21 protein-coding genes are annotated in these 19,783 nt (G+C 64.7%); 15 read left to right on the top strand and 6 right to left on the bottom strand.

The window, feature by feature from the left end:
- The first annotated feature begins 2 nt into the window (after positions 1 to 2).
- The 11 genes from tatB (at position 3) to F812_RS0108760 (ending at position 10,955) form a co-directional block, all read left to right on the top strand.
- Positions 3 to 299: a Sec-independent protein translocase protein TatB gene (gene tatB / locus F812_RS23245; protein ID WP_020085605.1), complete on the top strand. Its 297-nt coding sequence runs from the start codon at positions 3 to 5 to the stop codon at positions 297 to 299.
- A 254-nt stretch (positions 300 to 553) separates the two neighbouring features.
- Positions 554 to 1,006, top strand: coding sequence for a c-type cytochrome (locus F812_RS0108805; RefSeq protein WP_020085604.1), 453 nt, complete (start codon positions 554 to 556; stop codon positions 1,004 to 1,006).
- A gap of 25 nt (positions 1,007 to 1,031) precedes the next feature.
- Entirely contained in the window at positions 1,032 to 2,405 is a 1,374-nt protein-coding gene (locus F812_RS0108800) for a cbb3-type cytochrome c oxidase subunit I (RefSeq protein ID WP_020085603.1), read from the top strand.
- Positions 2,406 to 2,409: 4 nt separating this feature from the next.
- On the top strand, positions 2,410 to 3,213 hold the full coding sequence (locus F812_RS0108795; RefSeq protein WP_020085602.1) for a CbbQ/NirQ/NorQ/GpvN family protein: 804 nt from the start codon (positions 2,410 to 2,412) through the stop codon (positions 3,211 to 3,213).
- 10 nt (positions 3,214 to 3,223) lie between these two features.
- Positions 3,224 to 5,173, top strand: coding sequence for a nitric oxide reductase activation protein NorD (locus tag F812_RS0108790; protein WP_020085601.1), 1,950 nt, complete (start codon positions 3,224 to 3,226; stop codon positions 5,171 to 5,173).
- The gene (locus tag F812_RS0108785) at positions 5,170 to 5,748 is read left to right on the top strand and encodes a cytochrome c oxidase subunit 3 (RefSeq protein ID WP_020085600.1); all 579 of its coding nucleotides are present in this window, start codon (positions 5,170 to 5,172) and stop codon (positions 5,746 to 5,748) included. The genes F812_RS0108790 and F812_RS0108785 overlap by 4 nt, the downstream gene beginning before the upstream one ends.
- Before the next feature lie 4 nt (positions 5,749 to 5,752).
- Positions 5,753 to 6,022, top strand: a complete 270-nt coding sequence (locus F812_RS0108780) for a cytochrome C oxidase subunit IV family protein (protein WP_020085599.1) — start codon at positions 5,753 to 5,755, stop codon at positions 6,020 to 6,022.
- Positions 6,023 to 6,024: 2 nt separating this feature from the next.
- Positions 6,025 to 6,270 (top strand): hypothetical protein, encoded by a 246-nt coding sequence (locus tag F812_RS0108775; RefSeq protein ID WP_040498094.1) that lies wholly within the window; start codon positions 6,025 to 6,027, stop codon positions 6,268 to 6,270.
- A gap of 276 nt (positions 6,271 to 6,546) precedes the next feature.
- Positions 6,547 to 8,994 (top strand): TonB-dependent receptor, encoded by a 2,448-nt coding sequence (locus F812_RS0108770; RefSeq protein WP_156827337.1) that lies wholly within the window; start codon positions 6,547 to 6,549, stop codon positions 8,992 to 8,994.
- A gap of 109 nt (positions 8,995 to 9,103) precedes the next feature.
- Entirely contained in the window at positions 9,104 to 9,787 is a 684-nt protein-coding gene (locus tag F812_RS0108765; protein ID WP_020085596.1) for a Fe2+-dependent dioxygenase, read from the top strand.
- Between the two features lie 40 nt (positions 9,788 to 9,827).
- On the top strand, positions 9,828 to 10,955 hold the full coding sequence (locus F812_RS0108760; protein ID WP_040498093.1) for an alpha-hydroxy acid oxidase: 1,128 nt from the start codon (positions 9,828 to 9,830) through the stop codon (positions 10,953 to 10,955).
- On the opposite strand, the gene F812_RS0108755 is transcribed toward F812_RS0108760, so the two are convergent.
- The 5 genes from F812_RS0108755 to F812_RS23240 form a co-directional block, all read right to left on the bottom strand.
- The gene (locus tag F812_RS0108755; RefSeq protein WP_026867964.1) at positions 10,952 to 11,812 is read right to left on the bottom strand and encodes an energy transducer TonB family protein; all 861 of its coding nucleotides are present in this window, start codon (positions 11,810 to 11,812) and stop codon (positions 10,952 to 10,954) included. The genes F812_RS0108760 and F812_RS0108755 overlap by 4 nt on opposite strands.
- 2 nt (positions 11,813 to 11,814) lie before the next feature.
- Positions 11,815 to 12,339 (bottom strand): TonB system transport protein ExbD, encoded by a 525-nt coding sequence (gene exbD / locus F812_RS0108750; RefSeq protein ID WP_020085593.1) that lies wholly within the window; start codon positions 12,337 to 12,339, stop codon positions 11,815 to 11,817.
- Between the two features lie 93 nt (positions 12,340 to 12,432).
- On the bottom strand, positions 12,433 to 13,602 hold the full coding sequence (gene exbB, locus F812_RS26980; RefSeq protein ID WP_020085592.1) for a tonB-system energizer ExbB: 1,170 nt from the start codon (positions 13,600 to 13,602) through the stop codon (positions 12,433 to 12,435).
- A gap of 334 nt (positions 13,603 to 13,936) precedes the next feature.
- Positions 13,937 to 14,179 carry a hypothetical protein gene (locus F812_RS0108740; protein ID WP_020085591.1) on the bottom strand — a complete coding sequence of 81 codons (243 nt, stop codon included), beginning with the start codon at positions 14,177 to 14,179 and terminating at the stop codon, positions 13,937 to 13,939.
- Between the two features lie 102 nt (positions 14,180 to 14,281).
- Entirely contained in the window at positions 14,282 to 15,001 is a 720-nt protein-coding gene (locus tag F812_RS23240; protein ID WP_020085590.1) for a Crp/Fnr family transcriptional regulator, read from the bottom strand.
- Positions 15,002 to 15,496: 495 nt separating this feature from the next.
- Here F812_RS23240 and exbB (F812_RS0108730) point away from each other — a divergent pair, with 495 nt between their 5' ends.
- The 4 genes from exbB (F812_RS0108730) to F812_RS23235 all read left to right on the top strand — a co-directional run bounded on the left by exbB (F812_RS0108730) (position 15,497) and on the right by F812_RS23235 (position 18,929).
- The gene (gene exbB / locus F812_RS0108730; RefSeq protein WP_020085589.1) at positions 15,497 to 16,642 is read left to right on the top strand and encodes a tonB-system energizer ExbB; all 1,146 of its coding nucleotides are present in this window, start codon (positions 15,497 to 15,499) and stop codon (positions 16,640 to 16,642) included.
- Positions 16,643 to 16,662: 20 nt separating this feature from the next.
- Complete coding sequence (exbD, locus tag F812_RS0108725) at positions 16,663 to 17,127, top strand: TonB system transport protein ExbD (RefSeq protein WP_020085588.1); 465 nt, start codon at positions 16,663 to 16,665, stop codon at positions 17,125 to 17,127.
- Positions 17,124 to 17,930 (top strand): energy transducer TonB, encoded by an 807-nt coding sequence (locus tag F812_RS0108720; RefSeq protein WP_020085587.1) that lies wholly within the window; start codon positions 17,124 to 17,126, stop codon positions 17,928 to 17,930. Before exbD (F812_RS0108725) ends, F812_RS0108720 begins: the two co-directional genes overlap by 4 nt.
- Positions 17,931 to 18,137: 207 nt before the next feature.
- Positions 18,138 to 18,929, top strand: a complete 792-nt coding sequence (locus F812_RS23235; protein WP_020085586.1) for a tetratricopeptide repeat protein — start codon at positions 18,138 to 18,140, stop codon at positions 18,927 to 18,929.
- Positions 18,930 to 19,056: 127 nt separating this feature from the next.
- On the opposite strand, the gene F812_RS0108710 is transcribed toward F812_RS23235, so the two are convergent.
- Positions 19,057 to 19,386 (bottom strand): hypothetical protein, encoded by a 330-nt coding sequence (locus tag F812_RS0108710; RefSeq protein WP_156827336.1) that lies wholly within the window; start codon positions 19,384 to 19,386, stop codon positions 19,057 to 19,059.
- Between the last annotated feature and the right edge of the window lie 397 nt (positions 19,387 to 19,783).

The following is a 19,783-nucleotide window of genomic DNA, read 5'->3' as shown; positions in this document are numbered from 1 at the left end:
CCATGTTCGAGATCGGCTGGAGCGAGATCCTGATCGTGGCGCTTGTCGCGTTGGTCGTTGTGGGTCCGAAGGATCTGCCGGTTCTCTTACGCACGATTGGCCGATACGCAGGCATGGCCAAACGCACGGTCGCATCGTTGCGCGAGCAGATCGACGCCACGGTTCGCGAAGCGGATCTCGATCTCGTTCGCAAGGAGATGCAGGCTCTCGAGAACGCCGCCGCCCGTGATCTCGGCCCCGGCCGGGTGCCCGCCCGGCCGATGGAGAGAAAACCGGCATCGTCGGGCGACGCGTCCTAGCGGACGAGCTCTATCGCGCCTGCGCCGCAAGCCCGAAGGTGGGCTCACGTTGTGCGCCATCATGCGCGGATCGTCGCGCCCGAACAGCCTCATCATAGTGTTGCGCGGCTGAGGCAACACGACGCGCCTCATGCGCCGTTTGTGTCCGTCCGCAGTTCAGAAAACGGCGAGACTCTTGCCTTTCGTCAAGTAAGGCCTGTTCCCTTCGCGCCAGTGTTGGCCACCCATGGGCCGTCGAAGGGAGGCTGTCTACAATGCGCGAAGTCATGACGAAAACCATGGCCCGGAACATTTTTTTTGGCGGGTCGCTTTTCTTCATCATCATCTTTCTGGGGCTGACAGCTCACAGCCACTACCAGATCGTCACAAAAACCACGGTGGCAATGCCGCTCACGGACTCGGTCGCACGCGGAAAGCGCGTCTGGGAGACGCACGCTTGCATCAATTGTCACAGCCTGCACGGCGAGGGAGCGTACTTCGCTCCTGAGGTCGGCAACGTCATGACCCGCTGGGGTGTGACGGAATCTCCGGACGATGCATTCGCTGCTCTCAAGGGATGGATCGAAGCGCAGCCCACGGGGATCGCGGGCCGCCGTCAGATGCCGCGCTTCCACCTCACCGATGAGGAGATCCGCGACCTCACCAACTTCCTGATCTGGGCGGACAAGACCGACACCCAGGGCTGGCCCCCCAAGGATTCCGGCTGAAGACGAATGCACGGAGAAAAATGCGATGAAATATGAAAGTCAAAAGATCGCCTTCGCCTACTTTCTAACGGCGATGCTGCTGTTTATCGTGCAGGTCTCGGGAGGGCTGCTGGCCGGCTGGATCTATATCTCGCCCAACACCCTGTCGGAACTCCTGCCCTTCAATATTGTCCGCATGCTTCACACGAACGCGTTGATCGTGTGGCTGCTGGTCGGCTTCTTCGGCGCGGCCTACTTCATCGTTCCGGAAGAAGCCGGGCGTGAGATCCACTCGACGAAAATCGCCTACTATCAGCTCGCGATCCTGGTGCTCGGCACGCTCGGCGCTGTGGTCACCTATGTCTTCGATCTGTTCCAGGGCAACATCCTGCTCGGCAAGGACGGGCGAGAGTTCCTCGAGCAGCCCTTGTGGGTGAAGATGGGTATCGTCGTCGCGGCGCTCATGTTCCTCTACAACATCTCTATGACGGTTCTCGCCGGAAAGAAGACGGCGATCACCACTGTGCTTCTGATCGGCCTCTGGGGCATCGCGATCTTCTTCCTGTTCGCCTTCTACAACCCGCACAACCTGAGCCTCGACAAGATGTACTGGTGGTACGTCGTCCACCTCTGGGTCGAGGGCGTGTGGGAGCTGGTGATGGCGTCGATCCTCGCCTACCTCATGCTCAAGCTGACGGGTGTCGATCGCGAGATCGTCGAGAAGTGGCTTTACGTCATCGTCGGCACGGCGCTGTTCTCCGGCATTCTCGGAACCGGTCACCACTACTATTGGATCGGCACGCCCGGCTATTGGCAGTGGATCGGCTCGGTGTTCTCGACGCTCGAGATCATTCCGTTCTTCCTCATGATGGTGTTCAGCTTCGTCATGGTGTGGAAGGGACGTCGTGATCATCCCAACAAGGCCGCCCTGCTGTGGTCGCTCGGTTGCACGGTGTTGGCGTTCTTCGGCGCGGGCGTGTGGGGCTTCCTGCATACGCTGCATGGGGTGAACTACTACACCCACGGCACGCAGATCACGGCGGCCCACGGCCATCTCGCGTTCTTCGGAGCCTACGTCTCTCTCAATCTCGCGATCTTCACGTATGCGTTCCCGATGCTGAAGAACCGCGATCCCTACAACCAGGTGCTCAACATGGCGAGCTTCTGGCTGATGGCGGGCGGCATGGCGTTCATGACCTTCGTGCTGACGTTCGCAGGCACGATCCAGACGCACCTGCAGCGGGTCTTGGGCCAGTACTACATGGAGGTTCAGGACCAGCTCGCGCTCTTCTACTACATGCGCTTCGGGGCGGGCGTCGCGGTCGTGATCGGCGCGCTCCTCTTCGTCTTCGCTACACTCGTGCCGCGCCGTGAGATCATCTCGGCCGGCCGGACCACCGCGTTGAACCCAGCGGAGTAGAAGCATGGCGGCCATTCAACTCTCGGAGGGGGCATCTGCCCCCTTCTACCTCCCCAACGGAGACGAGTGCGACGTGTTCCGGGCGGCCTACCGCAACCGGATGCCGCTCTTGCTCAAGGGACCGACCGGATGCGGCAAGACGCGGTTCGTGGCCCATATGGCCGCGGTTCTCGGCCGGCCGCTCTACACGGTCGCCTGTCACGACGACCTCTCGGCTGCCGATCTCATCGGCCGCTTTCTGCTCAAGGGCGGTGAGACCGAGTGGGTGGACGGTCCTTTGACGCGGGCAGTTCGCGAAGGCGCCATATGCTACCTCGACGAGGTGGTGGAAGCGCGAAAGGACGTCGCCGTTGTCCTCCATCCCTTGACCGACGACCGGCGCATCCTGCCGATCGAGCGGACGGGAGAGACGCTGGAAGCCGGCCCGCAGTTCATGCTCGTCGCGTCCTATAACCCCGGCTATCAGAACATCCTGAAGACGCTGAAGCCGTCGACGCGGCAGCGCTTCCTCGCGATCGACTTCGATTTCCCCGCTCCGCAGCGCGAGATCGACATTGTCGCGAGCGAAAGCGGTCTTTCGAAGGAGCGCGTCGCGCCGCTGGTCCGCCTTGCGGGCAAGCTCCGCGCCTTGAAGGGGCAGGATCTCGAGGAAGGCGTCTCGACGCGCCTGCTCGTTTATTGCGCGAGCCTCGTTCATGGCGGCATGGCGATCGAGCGGGCCATTCGTGCCGCTCTCATCGAGCCGCTGAGCGACGACCCGGATGTGAAGCAAGGCCTCAACGATCTCGTGACGGCCGTCTACGGGTGAGCGGAGCAAGATGAGCGGCGTCGATTTCGAGCCCTGGGAGCCGGAGGAAAGCGTCGGGAAGCTGTGGCATTCGCTTGTCAGCGGTCTCGACGCACCGGATACGTTCGATCACGCCGCCGCCACGCTCGACGAAACGCGCGGACGCCTCGGTGTTCTCTTCCGGGGCCTTGGCGGGGCTCGCGATGTGGAGATCAAGACGGCAACGGCTCAGGAGTCGCATCACCGGCTGTCGTGGCGCCGTGCGCTCGGGCAAAGCGCCGAGCGTTTGGCCGAGCCGAGCTTCGACGGCGAGACGTTGCGCCTGCCGGATCGCATTGCGGCCTTCCCGGATCACGACGCCAACATCGCGCTTTATGTCTGGCTCGCCGCCGCCGTCGTATTTGCCCGCCGCCCCGTTCCGGAGACCGATCCGTTGCGGGCGGACATCCGCATGCTTCAGGCCGCGCAAAGCATGACGCGCGACACGCTGGCCGCCTGCCCCGGGCTGCGCCGTGTGCACGCGGCCCTCGTGTTGTCGAGCCGCGAGCAGCGGCCCGAGCGGAGCTTGCCGCGCTACGAGGCGGCCGTCGAAGCAACAATTCGGCACATGCTTGGCGCTGCGCCTCCCGGAGACGAGCTTGCCGCCGCCATTTCGGCTGCCGTCCGCGGCCAGGCGGAGGATCTCTCACGGTTCTCTGCGCCGCGCGGCTATCGCCCCTTCATGCCGGTTCTGCTCTGGCCGGATCTCAATCCCCTCGCCGAGCGCGCCAAGATCGCGCGTGAGGAGGAGAGCCACGGCGAGTCCGAGACACCTCCCAACGCCGAGCAGGGCACGTTCAAGGCGTCGCGGAAGAACTCCGACCAGGCGGCGCGTAAAGACAACCTTATCCTGCACAAGTTCGAGGCCATCCTCTCGTGGGCGGAGTTTCTGAACCTCAATCGCCGTGTCGATGACGACGACCCGGACAACGCCAAGAAAGCCGCCGACGACCAGGACGAAATCAGCCTCACGCAGGTTCCTCAACGTGCCCGCACGCGGTTGCGGCTCCACCTAGATCTCTCCCCAGAGGAAGCGGAGTTCGAACGGCTTGCGGGCACGCACGTCTATCCGGAATGGGATCATCGCACCAAGACCTATCTGCCGGACTATTGCCGCGTGCTGGCTGGCGCGGCGACACCCGCGCCCCTCGTTCCCGAAACACCGGATGGGGAGCGCACACACCGGCGCATCCGCAACGTCCGCCGCCAGTTTGAGGCGCTGCGGCCGAAGCGTGTTCAGCTCACCCGCCAGATCGAAGGCCACGACATCGACATCGAGGCGGCGATCGAGGCTCGCGTCGAGCTTGCGGCGACCGGCGAGCACTCGGACCGCGTCTATGTCGCGAGCCGCACGCAGGAGCGCGATCTCGCCGTCTCCATCCTGCTCGACGCATCGCGTTCGACTGAGAGCTACGTGGCGGGCCGCCAGGTCATCGACATCGAGCGCGAGGCTCTGATCGCTCTCGCCTGGGGCCTCGACTCCTGCGGCGACGAAACGTCCATCGATGCGTTCTCGTCCCTGAGACGGGACCGCGTCTTCGTCCAGACATGCAAGAGCTTCGATGATGCGATGGGACCTCAGGTCGAGGCCCGCATCGCGGGATTGCGCCCCGGTCATTACACGCGCCTTGGCGCCGCCATTCGCCATGTCTCGCACCAACTGGCCAAGCGTCCGCGCCAACGCCGCCTGCTGCTCGTGCTGACGGACGGCAAGCCCAACGATCTCGACCACTACGAAGGACGCCACGGCATTGAGGATACGCACATGGCGGTCAGGGAGGCGCGCCGCCAAGGCCAGACCGTGTTCGGCGTCACCATCGACAGCAAATCACAGGCGACCTTCAGCCGGATTTTCGGAAAGGGCGGGTATGTCGTCATTCCCGATCCCGAGAAGCTCACGGCCGCACTTCCTCAGCTCTATCGCCATCTGGTCAGCGGATGAGGGACGATCTCGAGATACGGCCCGCCGAAGGCGAGCGCGACATCCTCTCGGAGCTTCCCGGAGAGCTGATGATGTGGGTGCTGATCGCGAGCGAGCTGCTCGTGTTCGGCGCAGCTCTCATCGTATGCCTCGCGGTGCGCGCGATCGATCCCGTGAAATACGCCGCCGATCAGGCCATGCTGGATCAGACGGCGGGCGCCATCAACACACTCGTGCTCGTCACCAGCGGATTCTGCGCGGCTGTCGCTGTCCGCTCGCGTGAGCGGGAGGAGAGACGCAAGGCGCGCCTCTGGCTCGGCGCGGCGGGTGCGCTCGGCATCGTTTTCCTGATAGTGAAGGGCTTCGAGTATGCGAGCAAGGCATCCCTCGGCATCGGCATCGAGACCAGCCAGTTCTTCACGTTCTACTACCTGATCACGGGGTTCCACGCGCTTCACGTCGTAGCCGGCATAGTCGTCCTCGCGCTGGTCGCTTGGGCTGACAGCGTGCGCAACATGGAAGCAGCCGTCGCCTTCTGGCACATGGTCGATCTCGTGTGGGTGCTGCTGTTTCCGATCATCTACGTGTTGAGGTGACACCATGCCTGCGCGCTATCTCGTCGAAGCCTGGGTCGCGCTGCTGGTGTTGAGCGCGGCGACCGCCGCGCTCACGACGATGCATCCAGAGGGAGCGGGACGCGCCATCGTCGCCGGGGGCGTGCTGCTGCTGGCTGGGCTCAAGGCGCGCGTGATCCTCGGCCGCTATCTCGGTCTCGCGGGCTCACACTTCTGGATGAACGCATTCGGGCTCGCCATCGGCGGGTTTCTGCTCCTGAGCTTCGCCCTCTACACGTTCGGATCGAAGGGGTGATCATGGAGAAAGTGCATCCCCCCGCACGCACCAGCGACATCCCGCTAGGGCTCCGCCTTTTTTGCCTCGCGCTGATGGCGCCAGCCTTCGCCATCAACGGCGCGTTTATCGCGATCGCAATTCCCGCAATGGCGCCCTATGGGGTGCCGGGCCTCGTAGCGGCCGGCCTTTTCGGATCCCTGTTCAGTGTGTTCCCCGCCCGTTGGCTGGCCCGCAGGATCCATGAGGGTATTAGCGAGGGCGCTTAGTGGCAGTCGCTATATTATCAATAAAATCAGAGATATAGCCGGACTAACGTCGCAGCGGCCGCAGCGGGTATCCGTATTATTACTGAAGGTTACAAAAATGTGGCAGTTCCGCGGCGAAAGGGCGGACTGCGACCCCCTTATAGTTGACATCAGAGGTATAGATTCCGCACGTTCCCCTTGTCTTGCCGCTCAGCGGCGATGCCGGGCTTTAGCCAGGGCGACAGAAGCATCACGTTCGTTTTTCAAGCGATCGTAATTACTTAGGGGGAATGCGTAATGACTTGCGCCAAGACCGTGGGTGGCGATTTTCCAGGCGAAACGTCAGACCGGAACGAGATCTCCGTACCGGCTGCCATGAAGACCACCCTTGGCCTTCTGCCCATGCTGGCGGTCTCGGCGGCGTTCTCGACGTCCGCCTACGCCCAGAGCACCAACGTGCCCCTCGAAGAAATCACCGTGGGCGGTGGCGGCGGCAACAATAACGCCAACTCGAACCAGGATGCCGGCGGCCCGGCCCCCCAGGCGGCGCCCACTCCCCCTCCGTCCCCGCCGCTCCCCGGCCAGGCCGGCCCCGTGGCGCCCGGCAGCTTCAAGGCCGACTTCTCCACGTCGCCGAAGATGACGGCGCCGCTCCTCAACATGCCGCAGACCGTCACCGTGATCTCCGGAACGGTCATCGAGCAGACCAACGCGAGAAACCTGACGGAGGCGCTGAGAAGCACCCCGGGCATCAGCTTCAATGCAGGCGAGAACGGCTTCGGCACCTCGCCCACCAACTTCCAGCTTCGCGGCTTCGACAGCAGCGCCAACATCTTCATCGACGGCGCGCGCGATTCCGGCAGCTACGCCCGCGACACCTTCAACATCGAGCAGGTCGAGGTCGTGAAGGGCGCGGCGTCTGACAACGGCCGCGGCGGTGCCGGCGGCTACATCAACATGATCACCAAGGCCCCGAAGCAGGAGAACTTCGTCAGAGGCGAGGCTCTCATCGGCTTCGACCAGTACGATTCCGAGATGCGCCGCCGCGCGACGATCGACGTCAACCAGCACTCGGGCAACGTTGCCGTGCGCATGAACGGCATGATCGAGGACAGCGGCGTCGCAGGCCGCGAGATGGCCGAGAACAACGCCTACGGCTTGGCGCCGTCCATCGCCTTCGGCCTCAACACCGATTTCCGCGCGATCTTTTCCTACGAGCACCTGGAGCGCGACGATCGTCCGGATTGGGGCGTTCCCGGCCAGACGATCCCTGGCACGCTCTACTACAACCCGCGCTACAAGAACGCTCCGCGCGACGCGTTCTATGGCCTCAGAAGCGACTTTGACGACGTGAGCACCAATGCGGTGACGGCGCGTTTCGAATACGACGTCTCGGACAACACCACCGTCACCAATCAGACGCGCTGGGCCGAGGTGGACCGCCAGTCCCGGTACACGCATCCGAATCCTCCGGAGAGCACGACACTCCCCGGCGGCACGAACCCGCTCGTCGCGACGGCCACGCAGCTTTACGACCGTTACAACACCAGCATCACCAACCAGACCAATGTCGCCACCCGCTTCAGCACGGGCTCCTGGCGTCACACGGTCTCGACGGGCATCGAGATCACGCGCGAGGAATCGCGCGGAGGCAATACGCCGGCCGCGTTGCCAGCTCCCGGATCTACCCCGCTCTACGATCCCAATCCGGATCGCGTGAAGCAGAGCCTGTTCCGCTTCACCGAGAAGAGCGACATTGAGATCGACACCATTGCTGCCTACGCCTTCGATACCATCGAGTTGAACCGCCAGTGGCAGATCACCGGCGGCCTGCGGGCGGAGCACTATCAGGTCGACATCACCGACACGGGCGGCAGCATCGGCGACAACTTCTCGGACTCGGAATCGACCCTCGGCGGACGCATTGGTCTCGTCTACAAGCCGGTTGAGAACGGCAGCTTCTACGGTGCGTTCGGCATCTCTCATCTGCCGCCCGGCTCCTACCTGTCCACCTCGGACATTTCCCGCGGCGGCGACAACAGCTTCCCCAACCTCAGGGACGGGGCGAAGCCGGTCGAGATGCATAACTATGAGATCGGCACCAAGTGGGATTGGTTCGGCGGGGCTCTGACCACGACGGCGGCCCTCTTCCGCACGGAGAAGCACAACGTCGCGATCACCGGGCGCGATCCCGGAGAGACCGTGACGACGCTGAAGGGCTACGGCGAGCAGATCGCTCAGGGTCTCGAGCTCGGCATTGCCGGCAATCTGACGGATCAGTGGAAGGTGTTCGGCGGCGCGGCCTTCATCGATACCGAGCGTAAGCACAGCGCTTACCTCGACGATGTGCGCCGGCGGGCAAACCCGGCCGACTATGGTCCTTATCTCAGGACCAACGGCGACGAGCTTGCCTTCACGCCGAACGTCACCGCAACCCTCTGGACCACTTATGATGTAACGGACGCCTTCACCATCGGCGGTGGCGTGCAGTACGTCGGCGAGTCGTGGGCCGGCCGTCCGGACGATGCCGAGCGCATCATCCCGAACGGCATCAAGGGCAAGCTGCCCGACTACTTCCTCGTCAACTTCATGACGTCCTATGATCTGACGGAGAACGTCGAGCTGCGCTTCAACGTCGACAACGTGTTCGACGAGACGTACGCTCAATCGATGAACTGGGGCGCTCGCCGTGCCACTCTCGGTCCGCCCCGCACATTCTGGCTGAGCACGAGCATCGACTTCTAAAGCCGGGATCAATCAGCCGGGCGCGTTGCCCGCCTGGAAATCACCGATCGTGCGATTGCCGGGCTTGCCCGGCAATCTGCGTTTGAGACGCCTTCAGGAGACCGTCAGCATGCTCGTCACCATTCCGGATGTCCTGAGCCCCGATGAGCTGGCGCACATTCGCCGGGTGCTGGAGACGACGTCGTGGGTGGATGGGCGGACCACGGCCGGAGATCAGGCCGCGAAGGTGAAGCACAACCTTCAAGTCCCCCTGGAGTCGCCGGCGGCCCAGGAGCTGGGACAGATCATCCTGCGCGCGCTTTCGGCCAATCCGCGCTTCACCACGGCCACCTTGCCGCTTCGCGTGCTCCCGCCGATGTTCAACCGCTACGACGTGGGCATGACATTCGGTGCCCATGTGGATGGCTCCATCCGCGCACTGCCAGGCTCCGGCCAGCGTTTGCGCACGGATGTGTCCTCGACCCTGTTCCTCACCCCGCCGGAAGACTACGACGGCGGCGAGCTGGTGGTGCACGACACCTACGGCGTCCACTCCGTGAAGCTGCCCGCCGGTCACATGGTCGTCTATCCCGCCACCAGCATGCACAGCGTCACACCTGTCACGCGCGGCAGCCGCTGGGGCGCGTTCTTCTGGACGCAATCGATGGTGAAGGACGACTGGAAGCGGCACATGCTCTACGATCTGGACATGTCCATCATGAGCATTCGGGAGCGGCTGCCGGATGACGACCCTGCGGTGGTCGGCCTGACGGCGCACTACCACAATCTCATCCGCCAGTGGTCGGAGACATGAGGATGCTCTCCGGTATCGAAGCGCAAAGTGGGCGTGCCGCGTGACTGGCGGCGCGACCAGCCCCGTCCCCGCCGATTGCGTGTCGGCTGCCGACTACGAGCGCCACGCCCGCGCACGCCTGCCCGCCGACGTGTGGGCCTACGTCGCTGGCGCGGGAGCCGACGGCCTGACGCAGCGTTGGAACCGCGAGGCCTTCGATACGCGAAGGCTCGTTGGCCGCGTTCTCGCAGACATGAGGGCGGCGTCGACCCAGAGCACGCTGTTCGGCGCACCGCTTCCCTATCCGATCCTTCTCGCGCCCGTCGCCCATCAGAAGCTTGTGCATCCCGAAGGTGAGCTTGCCGCCGCGCTCGGCGCCTCGGCCGCGTCGGCATGGATGACGGTCAGCACGCTTGCGGGCACGTCTCTCGAAGAGATCGCGAAGGAATCCGGCACGACCCTGTGGTTCCAGCTTTACATGCAGGCAAGTCGCGAAGACACGCTCGCCTTGGTGCGCCGGGCCGAAGCGGCTGGCTACCGCGCACTCATGGTCACGGTGGATGCGCCGGTGAATGGCGTGCGCAACGATGAGCAGCGCGCGGGCTTTCGCCTGCCGCCTCACGTTCGTCCGGTGAATATCGAGGGCCTGCCGCAACCGGCCTCCCGCGCAGGTCCAGGCGAAAGCCCGGTGTTCAAGGGGCTGCTCGACGGCGCCCCCACCTGGGCCGATATCGCTTGGCTGCGCCGCGAGACGGCGCTGCCCTTGCTTCTCAAGGGCATCGTATCGCCCGCCGATGCCGAGCGCGCGATTGAAGCGGGCGTGAACGGCATCGTGGTTTCGAACCACGGCGGGCGCTCTCTCGATACGCTGCCCGCGAGCCTCCATGCGCTGGAGGCTGTTTCGGAGCGTGTGAAGGGCCGCGTTCCCCTGCTCCTCGATGGAGGCATTCGGCGCGGAACGGATGCGCTGAAGGCATTAGCGCTTGGTGCGAGCGCGGTGATGGTGGGCCAGCCGGTCATGCATGCACTGGCCGTGGCGGGGCCTGTCGGCGTCGCACATCTGATGACCATCCTGCGGGCGGAATTCGAGGCCGCCATGGCGCTGACCGGGTGCGCCACGCTCGCGGACATCAACCGGGATGTGCTCTGGCCGACGGCCTGGAGAGCGAATTCAAGCGAAGCAGGCTAACGTGTGAAACGCACGGGAACCGAGATGGTGATCGAGCCGCCCGGCACACTGTCCGGCGGAGCCGGAACCGGGCTCGCGCGCCGTGCGAGAGACAGCGCAGCCTGATCGAGAGCGGCATTGCCCGACGAGCGCGCGAGGCTGACCGCCGTCACGTTTCCGGAGCGGCTGATCGTGAACGTGATCGCGGACACGCCGCGTGCACTGCCGCCCGGATGGCGCTTGTGGCGATTGAGATGGGCGACGAGCCGCCCGCGCCACGTCGCAGCAGACATCGACGACGAGGTACCGGCGCGAGGCGCTGCGTTGGTCTTGCCGCGCTCTGCCTTGTCGACCGGCTTCGGTGCGGCAGCCTGCGAGGCGACCGACTGCTGGCGCGGCGGACGGCGCATCCTCTTCTTTTCCTTGACCGGCTCTTTGATCTCGGGGTCCGGCTTCTTCTCCTCGGGCGGCTGCTCCACCTGCTGCGGCAGGATCGCTTCGGCCTTCGGTTGCTCCTCGACTTTCGGCGTTTCGATGGGCTCCGGTTGAGGTTTGGGCGGCTCGGGCTCCGGCTCGACTTCCTCCTCCGGCTTTTCCTCGGATTTGTTCGCTTGGCTTTCCTCGGACTGCGCCTGCTCCGGGCCTACGGCCACTTCTTGCGCCGGCACGTCGGGCGCGATCGGAACCGGCGCGATCTCGATCATGATGGCGCCCGCAGGCTCACCCGCGCTTTCGGTGGGCTGCGGCCAGTTGAGCGCCGCCCACACCAATCCGCCCTGAACGGCCGCAACGCAGAGTGCCGCCCCTGCCCACCGGGAAGCCGATGTCAGAAGCGACTCGCCGTCACGTTGCGGATGGAGCCACCGGGCGGAGGACACGACTATTGGCCTCCTGCCGCGGAAGAGGGCGTCTGCGGCGCTGAGGCCGGAGCCACGCCTCCCGGAGGAGCCACACCTCCCGCAGGAGCCACACCTCCCGCAGGAGGAAGCGTCTCGAGCCCCACGAGGCCGATTTTCAGATAGCCGGTCGTGCGCAGCAGATTGAGAACTTCCATGAGATCGCCGTAGTCGACCGACTTGTCCGCGCGCACGAACACCCGCTCGTCGGTGTTGCCGTGCGTCTTCTCGTCGAGCCGGGCTTTGAGCTGATCGCGCCCCACTGTGTCGTTGCCGAAGGCGAGCGTGAGATCGCTTTTTACGGTGAGGAAGATCGGCTCGGCGGGACGGGGCTGGGGTTGCGCGTTGGAGGCTGGCAGATCCACCGCAACATCCACCGTCGAGAGCGGCGCCGCCACCATGAAGATGATCAGCAGCACCAGCATCACATCGATGAACGGCGTGACGTTGATCTCGTGGTTCTCGTCGAGATCGTCACTGTCGCTACGCGAGTTCAGGCTGCCGGCCATGGGAGTCTCCAAAAACGCTTTCGGGCGCGGGCGCGAGAAGCGCGATCCAGGGAACGAGACATCGGACGCGGGAACGTAGGCTCGCGACCGAGCCTATTCCGCCGCCGTCGCCGTCTTTCCAGGCTTTGATGTTTTCCAGAGCTTGCGCTGATCGAGCTCGTGGCTGACCAGCCGCTCCACGCCTGCGGAGGCATCCTGGAGCAGCAGCTTGTAGCCGGCGAGCGAGCGAGCGAACACGTTATAGATGATGACGGCCGGGATCGCCGCGACGAGGCCGATGGCCGTTGCGAGAAGCGCTTCGGCGATACCCGGCGCGACGATCGCGAGGTTGGTGGTCTGCGACTTCGAGATGCCGATGAAGCTGTTCATGATGCCCCAGACGGTGCCGAACAGGCCGACGAAGGGTGCGGTGGAGCCGATGGTAGCGAGCACGCCGGTGCCGAGCGTCATGCGCCGATGCGCGGCGGCTTCCACGCGCGACAAACGTGATGTCACACGCTCTTTGACGCCATGGCCGTCGATCTGATCGAGCACCCGCGAGGAGCGCTCCACCTCTTCGACCGCCTCGCGGACGAGAACGCTGCCCGCGCCGCCGATCTTGGCAAACGCCTGAGCGGCGTCGCCGAGGCTCGCGGCTTGGCCGATGTGGGCGATGGCCCGGCGGAGCTTGGCCTTTGCCGCCCAAATCTCGATCGTCTTGGCAAGCCACACCGTCCACGTCACGAAACATGCGAAGGCGAGGCCAATCATCACCGCTTTGACGACGATGTCCGCCGCCATGAACATGCCCCACGGCGAGAGGTCGTGGGGGAGAGCCGACGAGGGGAACTGCGGCGAGGGCGCGGCGGCGGGCGATGCCTCTCCGGCAGCAGTCTCGCGAGCTTCGGTCGTCGGCGGGGTGCTCTCCGGCGCGGCGGCCGGTGAGGGCGCGGCCGTCTCCGGCGTGGTGGTCGAAGGCGTCTGAGGCGCGGGCACGGCGGCGGCCCCAGCCGGAGCTTCAGCGGATGCAGGCGCTTCAACAGACGCCGGAGCTTGCGGAGATGCGGCTGCCGGCTCCGGAGTGGCCGTCGGCGCCGGCGGTGCGTCCGCCGCAGGGGCCGCTGCGGTAGGAGATGCTTCGGAGGTCGGAGCAGGGACGGGCGGCGCGCCCTCGGGCGCCGTGGAAGCGGCCGGCGCGGGCGGGGCCGCATCCTGAGCGTGCGCCGGGGCGAGGGCGAACGCGCCGTAAGAGATCAGCGCCGTCACCGCGAAAAGCTGCGCCACGGAGCGAGGCCGCAAGGAGCGCGGAGAGACAGCGGATATGGGTTGGCCCAGAAGCACCGAATAGGTTGTATGCAAGCCCGGAGACCCCTCAAAGGAACGAAATTATCTGGTATGTCCAATCTTTCCCTACTTCTAGCCTCAACATATCGCCTCGGCAAGGCACCCGGCTACCAACGTAAAGCGCCGAACGCGCGCAACACTGCGTGCGAGCCGCCGGTGGCAAAGGCGCTGTTTGAAATGTCTTTCCACGCGCGGGGCCGCAGCGGACGCGTCGATCCTGCGTGAGACCGAAGAGGGGGAGGCGTCGAACGGCCGCGAGCGCCGTCTAGGTCTTCTACGGAAGGGCCGAGACGAAAGCCGCGACGGCGGCGGTCTTGATCGGCAGTGGATCTGTGGGCTCGGGGGGCGACTGCGCCAGCACGATCTGAGCAAGACGATTGCGCGCGAACTCGATTGCAGTCGGATCGTTGCCGAACCGCGGTGCAACCTCGGCCCAGGCCAGATCGAACGCGCGATAGATCACGTCGAGCGTTTCCGGTGCGAAAGAGGCGCTGTCGATCAGTTTGCGGATGGGCATGGTCGTGCTTTCGCGGATGGAGCTGGCGCAGGCAAAGAGGTTGCGTCGGGTATCTGACCGAAACCCGCCTCCCGTGTCGGTCATGTAAATGACCGAACAGCCCTAATTCGGATAAGTTTTTGGCAGATGCTGGGCAATGCGCGCGCGCGTGAGCGCATAGCATTCGCAGGAGGCGCGAATGAGCCCGTTCCGGTCGAGGATGGTGATCCGCTTGCGTCCGCAGTCGATCAGCTTCGCGCGTTGCAGCGTGTGAATGCAATTTGTGATCGAGGGGCGCTGCACGCCGAGCATTTCCGCCAGCAGATCCTGCGTCAGCAGCATGGTGTCGTCGTCAGCCCGGTCCCGCATCATCAGCAGCCAGCGCGCCAGCCGTTGCGTGAGATTGTGCGTGCCGTTGCAGCCAGCGGAGATCATCACCTGCTCGAGGAAGGCGTGCACGTGGCACTGCATCAGACTGCGGAAGGCGGGGATGGTCTCCATGGAATGCAGAAACGCCGCGCGAGGCATTTTTGCGGCCGTGCCCGGAAGCTGGACGAGAAGCCGCGCAGAGGATGTCTTGGCTCCGAACACGGCCTGGAATCCGGTCGCGCCTTCCCGGCCGATGGTGGCCATTTCGATGATCGCGCCGTCCGGATAGACCGCTACCACCGAGATCACGCCGCTATCAGGAAAGTAGACGTGGTCGAGCATGCAATCCGCATCCAGCAGCACCTGCTCGCGCTCGCACTTGATCGGCTCGAGGCTCGGGAGAATCTGTCCGCGAATGCGGCTCGGCAATGCCAAGAGGAGTCTGTTCTGGGGCCAGTCGGAAAACACGGTCATGCGTTGTTCGGCTCAGGTCTCGACGGCGTGCTCTGGACGGCGTGCGACCTGCCGTCTCAGTGTCGAATACCTAACGGGCAGGAAGGTTCCCGGTGTAAGCGGGTAGCGGACCTCGCCGGAAACCCGCGAGCAACGAACAAAATCCGTTTCAGGACAATTTGTTGTGACGGAGCGTGCCGACCATAATGGGAGGCGGGTTGCGCCCCGTCCAGACGTCCGCCGATGTGAGGGCCAGCACTTGGCGGCCCAGCACTTGGCGGCATGGTCACTTGAGATCTGGCAAAGACTTCCGCCGTGTGACGGATAATCCTCCCTCGAAAACGGTCCATCGGCCCTGTAAGGAGGGGCACGCGACACTATTGCGCACGCCTCGGGAGCGGCTGTTGTGTGTGCCGTTGCGACTTATTATTGACGAGCCTAGTATAGTTTAATCTATGTCCCGGAAATCGATCGTCGCAAGAGACGCGCAAGAGCGGGTTCGCTGAAATCATGATGATGTATTCCACCGTAATGCCGGCTTGGCGCCATCGCGCAGTCCAGACCGTCCGCCTTCTGTCAGTGGTCGCTCTGATCGCATCCGCCGTTGCCCCGCCCCTGAGTGCTCAGGAGCTTGCGCCTGCCCCGGCCCAGGAACAGGGCGCGGCCACGCAGCCGCCCGCAGCGGCGAGCGAGGCTCCTGCTCCAGCGGCTCCGGCTGCGGCACCCGCTGAAGCGCAGCCGACGCCACCCGCCGTGGAGGCCGCACCTTCATCTGCTTCCGCTCCCGCCGATGCGACACCGGCTGCGGCGCCCGCCGCGCCCGCGCCAGCCGATGTGCCGCCCGCAACGCCCCTCGCTGCGCCGGAGCCGGGCCAGCCGGAGGCGCTTCAGCCCGCGCACGCCGATCATGGAGCGGACGCGGCAGCCCCCGGCGCAGCGCCGGTCGCGAAGTCGACCGATGCGGCGCATCTGCCGCGCGACCTCTCGCCCTGGAACATGTTCATGTCGGCCGACATCGTCGTCAAAGCGGTGATGATCGGCCTCGCCTTCGCCTCCGTCGTGACGTGGACGGTGTGGCTCGCCAAGTCCATCGAGCTGACTTGGGCGAAGCGGCGCCTCATTCAGGCATTCTCCGAGATCAACGCCTCCCACAGCCTCGCGGAAGCTGCTCAGCGCCTGGGCGGCCGGAAAGGCATCGTGTCCGGGCTGATCGATCTCGCCGCCATCGAATTGCGGCTCTCGGCCGATGTGTCCGACAAGGCCGGCATCAAGGAGCGCGTATCCTCCCGTCTCGACGGATTGGCCGCTGCGGCCGGGCGCGACATGAACAGGGGAACGGGCGTCCTAGCCACCATCGGCTCCACCTCGCCGTTCGTCGGCCTGTTCGGCACCGTCTGGGGCATCATGAACAGCTTCATCGGCATTTCCGAAGCGCAGACGACCAACCTTGCGATCGTCGCGCCCGGCATCGCGGAGGCGCTTCTCGCAACGGCCATCGGCCTCGTCGCCGCCATCCCGGCCGTCATCATCTACAACCAGTTCGCGCGGTCGATCGCCGGCTACAGAGCGATCATCGCCGAGGCTTCGGCTGAGGTCATGCGTCTCGTTTCGCGCGATCTCGATCGCGGCTACAAAGTGGGACCTGCCCGCGCTGCGGAATGATCGGGGAGTGAGGGTAAGACATGGCTGGACGTCTTGACGACGGCAGCGGCGACTTGGCCGAAAATCACGAAATCAACGTCACGCCGTTCATCGACGTGATGCTGGTGCTGCTGATCATCTTCATGGTGGCGGCGCCGCTCTCCACCGTCGATGTGCCCGTTGATCTGCCGGTCGCGAGCGCCAAGCCGCAACCTCGGCCCAACAAGCCGCTGTTCCTGACAGTCAAATCCGACCTGTCACTGGCTCTCGGCAACGACACGATCGCCAGCACGCAGCTCGCCGGCGCGCTCGACAGCGCAACGAGCAGCGATCGCGAGCAGCGCGTGTTTCTGAGGGCGGACAAGACGGTGCCCTACGGAGAGGTCATGCGCGTCATGAACCTGCTCCGCGCCGCAGGCTATCTCAAGGTCGCGATGGTCGGCCTCGAGGAGGCGCCCGCTCCCGTTCCTGCGCCGCCGGCCGGAGGAGCAGTCAGCACCCCATGACGATCTCGGCGATCGATATCCTGGAGCCAGCCGGGCGGCGTTGGCGCCGTTGGATCGGCGCTGGGATGTTGATCGTGGCGCTCCACGTCGGCGGGGCGATGGCGGCATTGTGGGAATGGCCTGAGCAGGAGGCCGACGAGGAGCCGCAAGGCGCGCTCATGCTTGAGCTTGCGCCCATGCCGGTTGCGCCGCGCGATCAGCATCAGGATCTGGCGCTGGGAATGCCCGCCGAGGATTCCGTGCCGACGCCTCCGGTAGAGGAGGTGAAAGACGTCAAGCCCGAGGAGGAAATTCCCGAGCTTCAGGAAGCCCCGCTCGTACGCGAGCCCGAGGTCGCGCTCGAAAAGGTGAAGCCGGTCGAGGAAGAAGAGGTCAAGGAGGACAAGAAGCCTCAAGAGATGGTGCAGGCTCAGGCCGTCGCCGCCTCTCAGGCCGCCGCGCCGCCGAAGATCGAGGCCGCGGAAGGGCCGAAGGCCGCGGCGCCCCATCAGGGCTCCTCCAACAAGCCCAACCAGGCCCAGCTGTCCTGGCAGCGGGCGCTTCATCTGCATCTGAGCAAGCACAAGCGCTATCCCGGAGAGGCGCGCAATCGCCGGGTGCAGGGCGTGGTCACGGTGAGCTTCTCGATCGACCACACCGGGCACATCACCGACCGGCGCATTCTGAAAGGCTCGGGCTCTCCGCTTCTCGATGAGGAAGCGCTCGCGATGCTCGAGCGTGCCGATCCGCTTCCCGCACCACCCGAGCAGTCGTCGACTGCGGCTTTGAGCCTGTCGCTGCCCATCCAGTTCAATATCCGCTAGCTCGCGCGCATTGCGCGTGCTTGGAGCAATACGGATGTACTTATAGGGAAAGCGGACTTATATCTTGATGCTGTAAGTCATATTTCCGACCTTCGTCGCAGGGCCGCGAATTTTGAGGCATGTTCCTATCATTATGAACGACGAAAGCGCGTGCAGCTTGTCCGCAATGGCGAGACGCAGTGAGCTTGTCGCTGGCCAGGTGCGGCCATGAGCTCGGACGCCCGCATCCAGAAAGGTTTCTCGCTAGCCGTCGCCGAAGGCTCAAAGTACGAGACGCTCTACGTCCGCGTCGTGGGAGGCGAGGCTCCGCAGCAGAGCCATGAGCTTCCGCCCGAGGAGGTGCGCGACTGCGCGGTGGCAGGCTGCGTCGATGCTCAGATCGGCTGGGGTCACAGGCTGCTCGAAGGCCACGGTGTGGAGCCCGACCCCGCTGCCGCGCTTCTCTGGTTCGAGCGCGCGGCGCGCAGCGGCGACGCGGAAGCGCTCAACATGGTCGGCCGCTGCTATGAGCGCGGCTGGGGTGTCGCGCAGGATTTTGCGGAAGCCGCCCGCTGGTTCCGCCAAGCCGCCGGCAAGGATCACGCCTGGGCCGCCTTCAATCTCGGCTGCCTGCTCGCCGAAGGTCGCGGCGTGCCCCGCGACATCGCCTCCGCGCTCACGCTGTTCGTGCGTGCGGCCCGCCGTGGCAATGCAAAAGCCATGAACATGCTGGGATGCTGGCGCGCCTCCGCGCAGGCGAGCCAGGGCGACGCTGCGAAGAAGGCGCGCTCAGCGGCGCTCTGGTTCAGGTGGGCCGCTGAAGGCGGCTGCGTGCGGGGCCAGTTTCACTATGGATGCCATTTGGTCACGGCCGGTCGGATCGACGACGGACTCCGCTGGTTGCGAACGTCTTACGCACACGCGCCGGAGCCCTATCGTCTTGAGGTGGTCGAAGCTCTCAGCCATCACCCGCTTCCGGTGCTCCGGGAGATCACACGCGAAATTCTGAGCGGCGAATAGGGGCTTCGTCAGGCAAACGTCACTCGACTGGTGGCGCCGTAAGCCTAGTCTCCACGCCGATCTCGTTTCGGTCACAGTTGTCGCCGACGATTGTGAGCCCGGCCATGATCGCGATGTTGAGTTGAGATCACGCGAGCCCGTATGCGACGAAGACGTGCCAGGTTTGGGCTTGACCGATCTCGAATCTTCCGGCTTTCCTAAGGTTATGAGCCGTATGACGCGCCAGTTCCTGCGAATTGTCATGGTTGCTGTGGCCGTTTTCGCCAGCAGCCTTAACGGCTATTTGGTGAGCAAATCGGCTTTCGCCATAAGCGCTCACGACACGCTGGCCATGCAGCATCATGGCCATGACCTGGGTGGTCAGGATCTTCATGCTCACGACGGCCACGCCCAATCCTGCACGGACGCGGATTGTGATGAGCCTTCGCACGTCAACCACGTCTGCACGCACGTTCATGCGAGCTGCTGCGGGTCGTTGGCCGTGCCTACCGGCGAATGCGGCCTGAAGCTCAGCCTTCAGTCCCGCGTCCTTAAGTTCGACACTGGCGCATACCTGCCGCTCGGACAACACTCCTATCCCCTTTTCCGCCCACCCCGCGCCACGGCCTGATCCGGCCTCCTGATCCGCAGCTTTGCGGATTGCGAGGCTTCGTGACCAGCAGCCGATTGGCGCCGTTTCCGTAGTTTCTCTGTGGCTGGAAGCCCGTATTTCGGGTCCGCGCAGATCGAAACTCCGATCCTGCACCCGTCGAGTTCGCTCGGGAGTCTGACCGTCGCTTGCGCGTGTCTCCACGCACGCAAAGCGCGTGGATCCGGCTCCGTGATCTGAGCGAAGAGCATGCCCGCGCCCGGCG

Origin of the sequence: Hyphomicrobium zavarzinii ATCC 27496 (genome assembly GCF_000383415.1) — a bacterium.
GTDB classification, from domain to species: Bacteria; Pseudomonadota; Alphaproteobacteria; order Rhizobiales; family Hyphomicrobiaceae; genus Hyphomicrobium_C; species Hyphomicrobium_C zavarzinii.
This window is presented reverse-complemented; position numbering and strand designations above follow the sequence as displayed.

Bases quoted from the DNA above. Each gene is read 5' to 3' on its own strand.
- tatB (WP_020085605.1), top strand. From the start codon at position 3: ATGTTCGAGATCGGCTGGAGCGAGATCCTGATCGTGGCGCTTGTCGCG.
- F812_RS0108805 (WP_020085604.1), top strand. From the start codon at position 554: ATGCGCGAAGTCATGACGAAAACCATGGCCCGGAACATTTTTTTTGGC.
- F812_RS0108800 (WP_020085603.1), top strand. From the start codon at position 1,032: ATGAAATATGAAAGTCAAAAGATCGCCTTCGCCTACTTTCTAACGGCG.
- F812_RS0108795 (WP_020085602.1), top strand. From the start codon at position 2,410: ATGGCGGCCATTCAACTCTCGGAGGGGGCATCTGCCCCCTTCTACCTC.
- F812_RS0108790 (WP_020085601.1), top strand. From the start codon at position 3,224: ATGAGCGGCGTCGATTTCGAGCCCTGGGAGCCGGAGGAAAGCGTCGGG.
- F812_RS0108785 (WP_020085600.1), top strand. From the start codon at position 5,170: ATGAGGGACGATCTCGAGATACGGCCCGCCGAAGGCGAGCGCGACATC.
- F812_RS0108780 (WP_020085599.1), top strand. From the start codon at position 5,753: ATGCCTGCGCGCTATCTCGTCGAAGCCTGGGTCGCGCTGCTGGTGTTG.
- F812_RS0108775 (WP_040498094.1), top strand. From the start codon at position 6,025: ATGGAGAAAGTGCATCCCCCCGCACGCACCAGCGACATCCCGCTAGGG.
- F812_RS0108770 (WP_156827337.1), top strand. From the start codon at position 6,547: ATGACTTGCGCCAAGACCGTGGGTGGCGATTTTCCAGGCGAAACGTCA.
- F812_RS0108765 (WP_020085596.1), top strand. From the start codon at position 9,104: ATGCTCGTCACCATTCCGGATGTCCTGAGCCCCGATGAGCTGGCGCAC.
- exbD (WP_020085593.1), bottom strand. From the start codon at position 12,339: ATGGCCGGCAGCCTGAACTCGCGTAGCGACAGTGACGATCTCGACGAG.
- F812_RS0108740 (WP_020085591.1), bottom strand. From the start codon at position 14,179: ATGCCCATCCGCAAACTGATCGACAGCGCCTCTTTCGCACCGGAAACG.
- F812_RS23240 (WP_020085590.1), bottom strand. From the start codon at position 15,001: ATGACCGTGTTTTCCGACTGGCCCCAGAACAGACTCCTCTTGGCATTG.
- exbB (WP_020085589.1), top strand. From the start codon at position 15,497: ATGTATTCCACCGTAATGCCGGCTTGGCGCCATCGCGCAGTCCAGACC.
- exbD (WP_020085588.1), top strand. From the start codon at position 16,663: ATGGCTGGACGTCTTGACGACGGCAGCGGCGACTTGGCCGAAAATCAC.
- F812_RS0108720 (WP_020085587.1), top strand. From the start codon at position 17,124: ATGACGATCTCGGCGATCGATATCCTGGAGCCAGCCGGGCGGCGTTGG.
- F812_RS23235 (WP_020085586.1), top strand. From the start codon at position 18,138: ATGAGCTCGGACGCCCGCATCCAGAAAGGTTTCTCGCTAGCCGTCGCC.
- F812_RS0108710 (WP_156827336.1), bottom strand. From the start codon at position 19,386: ATGAACGTGCGTGCAGACGTGGTTGACGTGCGAAGGCTCATCACAATC.